Genomic DNA, 4,330 nt, shown 5'->3' with positions numbered 1-4,330 from the left:
GCGCTGGCGGTCCGACGCTGCCCGGGCAAGCCGCTCCAGCCGCACCGGCAACGCCACACGCTGGGGCTTGTCCGCACCGGACGCTGCTTCACTTCGAAGAACCTTTTCTTTTGTCTGACCCCACGGGAAAATGGCTGCTTCGAAATCGTGTACTTTCGCCCCGGATAGCTACCGTAGCCAAACGACGGAGCATGGTAGCTTCCAAAACCGCTGTCGCCGTCATACACGCCGGTTAGAACCACCGTTTCCCCGACGCCACTGTTTTGCTGAAGGTTCTACGAACTGAAGCGACTGCTACTCAACGGACTGTGAGGGGGCCTATCCTACCCCTGACCAACATCACTCGATACCGGTTCGTCCAGTGAGGGCAGCATTGAGCCCGGTAGCAGCCTTATACTCCTCCGCTGCAGTTAACCCAGCATTCAATTTCATAGTGCTGTTGATCCAGTCAGCCCTGGATGCAATATTGGTGTGCCACATCAGCATGTCTTTTCCGTCGACGCAGGACGGGTTGTAACCCCCTCCCGTATGGATTGCATAGATGGTTGACCCGATATAAACAGGTCCCCCCGAGTCACCACTGCACGATCGTGATGCGGTTGCAGACAGCGCTTCGAACAGATCGGTATAGACTGCGGATCCGAAATCTATCTCGTCACGATGAGCGACAATCGTTGTGGTGGCAGACGACGCATAGTCGTGGGTCTCTCCGTACCCCGTCAGTGTTGCCTGCTGGCCTATGTCGAGCGGATCCTGCGCTACTTCAAAAGTATCCGCATCAATTCCCGGCCCCACCTCAATCAGAGCAACGTCATCCGTATCCGACAATGTGTAGATTCCGGCGATCCCTGCCTGCTGCCCATCAAACTGCTCTAAGTAACCGTCCATCGACGGATTCTGGGATACACAATGGTGCGCAGTAAGCCAAAACCCATCCCCTACATAACTCGCGGTACATTCCCTGCGAACCCGAGATGCACCCTCTCTACTGGCAGGGGTTATCACCTGCCACAAGGCAGCAATTCGATTGTCCTTAACGGGAGTAGTACTCGTCGCCTGCAGTGATGGCCAATCATTCGCCACAGCGTGAGGCAAACCAGTTACAACGCTCGCAACAGTAGCGGCAGCCATCAGGAATGTGGCGCATTTCCTCTCGACCCTCATGTCCCCGATCTTCTTCCTTTCCGAGAAATAGACATTACTTTCACGGAACTAACATTTTGGCAGATTGCACTGCGGTATTGGCAGGCAACTTGTAGCCTAAGGTCAGCCAAAGCACATCGCAACACCAGACATTCAGAGGAAGACAATGAATCCGCAAGTCAAAAAGTGCCTAGCAGTTTTGTCCGTCGCCGTACTTACGATTGCTCATCCCACTGCCACCAAAGCCCAGACCACCTCAACAGGCTCATCGTCCCATAGCAACTTATCCCCACAAGATTCGGGTGAAACCCAAACCACAACGGATACAGTTGAAAATCCCGTCATAAGCCTCGAAGGCCCCTTCGCTCAGTGGGGCATCCCCACCCCTCCCGGAGCCGAAAGGTACGAGGTCAACCAAGTCACGCAGGACGAGCTTAATCCTCAGGGCCTTGACGAGTGGCACCCCACCGACGACCCGCACAGCGAGATCATCCCGGGGCAGATGCGCTCGGACAGAGAGAGCATCCCGGCAGGCGCCAGCAAAGCCGATGCAGATCAAGCAGAGATCAAAGAAGCCAAACTCACCGACCCGAGCACCCCCACGCTAAATGCCCGCCCAGGATGCGGCGTGTACTGGCCGGCACCGTTTGAGGTGTGCGGGGCGATTAAAAACCTTTACGACGCCATCGGTGGACCAACCAGCTTCCTCCTCCTTCCGAAATCCAAGGAACTGACAAACCCGGACGGGGTGGGCAAACGCTCCGAGTTCGTTAATGGATTCATCTACTGGCACCCTCGCACGGGTGCGCACAGCGTCAGCATCCCAGTGTCACGAGTGTGGCAGCGGCACGGATGGGAAAACGGGTTTCTCGGATACCCCACCACCAGCGACATCTCACTCGGCAACCAGTGGTACGTCCAACACTTTGAAGGCGGCCACGTCTACACGCACAACGCGCTACCTGCGACACAGGCCAGCATCCAAGGGGCAATCTACGACAAGTGGCAATCCATGGGCGGACACACCAGTGCGCTTGGCTTTCCCATCAGTGACGAGCTGACCACCCCAGACGGAATCGGACGTTACAACGTCTTCGAAGGTGGGATGATCTACTGGACGCCACAACACGGAGCACATCCGGTGAGCGGAACATTTCTGATTCAGTACACTGAACAGGGATTTGAAAAAGGGCTTTTAGGCTACCCCGTAGGGGATCCGGTTGCACAAGATAGCTTCTGGCAGGAGCAGGAGTTTATGGGCGGAAAATTGACGGGAGTGTCCCAAATAACCAAGGACCTCTACTGGCCGATTTTCGCTCCCGTCGTTGGTTCCCCCGTCCTCCAAGCAGAAACTTCCCATAACGATGAAGCGCGCGAAAATTACCAGGAGCGCGTTCTCCCATGTATTGAATACGAGCTTCCACCAGATACGAAATTGGCTGCGTGGCGAGTACCGGGCAGAGGGATGGTGACCCTGGATTGCAGACGATTCCGCACACACATGGCGCCTAATCCGGAGGTCGGGGAACATCCGGGCCATTTTGCGAATTATCCTCTAACTAGGAAAGAGTGGTATGATTTCCTGGGGTGCGTATTCTACACTTTTCAAGCGGAGGATTTCGATCGCCCTCGTCTCGGCAATTGGGGAAAGCAAAGAAAAAATACTAATAGCGGTACTCGTAGTGTGGCAATTGCCCGCAACGTAACTAACGAGTTTGTTACCGGGTGGGCTGGAGACGACGAGTACTCTACAGAATGGGCGGGATGCGTCAAGGGGCTTCCACTTTCGTGGCAGTAAAATTGACGGTAGCCTAGTTTCGTGGAACCCCATCGAATTTTCCTGCGGCCAGAATATAGTCATCCAAGTTCCTTGTGGCCTTCTAAAGAACTAGTAGTCACCGGTTCCGAAGGAAGGGGCTACTATCTTCCCGCGGATTTAGGCATAGAACCTGTTTTGGGAAACGAGATCCTTGAGTGGACGAGAGAATTTAATTTAAATTTCATCGAGGTACCCGACAGCTTTCGTGAGCGACCTCAGTGGAAAGAGGACTTCGATCGGTTTCGGTGGTACGACAAAGGCTGGGACATCACGTATAAGTTGAGGGAGTATTTCCCAGCGGTGCAGATCGTTCCTCAATTTTCTCATTTCGTGTTTTCCATCAATGAAAGACGAGAGAATCTCGGAAAAAGTCCCATTTGTTTTCCGGGAGAAAACCTTACAGGTCACGTATCCATAAGGGACATCGGTAAAAATGACTAACAGAAGCTTTAAGAATTGCCCATGCTCCCCTCATGCATCACACGCACGCTGACACCATAGATGTAGCTGCGACGAACCAATGGGCAAACCATCCGTATCCCGTACGTTTGTCACGTCTTTGGGCGAGCAGACCATCCAGATAGGTTTCAGGGTCGATAGAATGCGGAGCAGCGGTCATCGTTACGTGCCTTTCGGTGAAATGTGGTAGTTGAGTCGAAAGGTTACTGACGGTGGCCGCCCCTGTACTTCCCAGGGCCCACCATCAGAAAGCGTTGCACCACACTAAGGGACGCAACCCGGGCCCTTATTGCGAAGCGGGTTTGGGGCCGTTGTGGCTAATCTCTCCCCGCTGGCGCTCCGCCAAGGATGAGGACGTGCGCGAGCGGGTCGGAGCGGTTCTCTAGCCCCATGGTGCGGTGGCCGGTGTCCACGAGCCCCACGGGGAAGCCCGGCACCGGGGTGCGGTTGACGGCCAGGTCGCCGTCGACGGCGACGAAGGCGTACTCGAAGTCCGGGTTGAGTGTGATCGCCAACTCGGTTTCCGGGGCGATGGTCAGCTGCGCTGCCACGCACGGCTGATTCGTCTCGATGGTGCCGGTGCGGCCGAACATCTCTCCGATGAACACGAACGCCTCGTCGGCAGCGGCGGTGGTCACGCTGGGCAGGGTGAACGCGTCTGGGTTGGCGCGTTGGGTGCCTTCAGGGACGAAGGTGTCGTCGATAAGCACCTGCGCCTGCGCCCGGGCGACGAAGCCGCCGAGTCGTGCGGTGCCGTTGTGGCGCCACATCAAGGGGGCGCAGCCTGCGGGAACGTCGTCGGGGGTGGCGAGGCCGCGGAGGAACTCGACCCCGCGCCACGGGCCGGAACCTACTTCGCTGAAAGCCATGCGCCCAAGGTTAGATGATGCGACGCTGCCGAGCTTGCTC

2 protein-coding genes and 1 pseudogene are annotated in these 4,330 nt (G+C 56.1%); 1 reads left to right on the top strand and 2 read right to left on the bottom strand.

What is annotated here, in order from left to right:
* Nucleotides 1–339 precede the first annotated feature (339 nt).
* Entirely contained in the window at nucleotides 340–1,131 is a 792-nt protein-coding gene (locus HMPREF3171_RS11370) for a trypsin-like serine protease (protein ID WP_168156430.1), read from the bottom strand.
* A gap of 178 nt (nucleotides 1,132–1,309) precedes the next feature.
* Here HMPREF3171_RS11370 and HMPREF3171_RS11365 point away from each other — a divergent pair, with 178 nt between their 5' ends.
* On the top strand, nucleotides 1,310–2,941 hold the full coding sequence (locus HMPREF3171_RS11365; protein ID WP_070452889.1) for an LGFP repeat-containing protein: 1,632 nt from the start codon (nucleotides 1,310–1,312) through the stop codon (nucleotides 2,939–2,941).
* A 797-nt stretch (nucleotides 2,942–3,738) separates the two neighbouring features.
* Here the strand turns inward: HMPREF3171_RS11365 and HMPREF3171_RS11355 are convergent.
* Nucleotides 3,739–4,330 (bottom strand): annotated as a pseudogene (locus HMPREF3171_RS11355) (hypothetical protein); the annotation flags it as partial.

The organism is Corynebacterium sp. HMSC08F01, from assembly GCF_001807545.1.
GTDB classification, from domain to species: domain Bacteria; phylum Actinomycetota; class Actinomycetes; order Mycobacteriales; family Mycobacteriaceae; genus Corynebacterium; species Corynebacterium coyleae.
The sequence above is the reverse complement of the archived record's forward strand: the minus strand, read 5'-3'. Positions and strand labels throughout refer to the sequence as shown.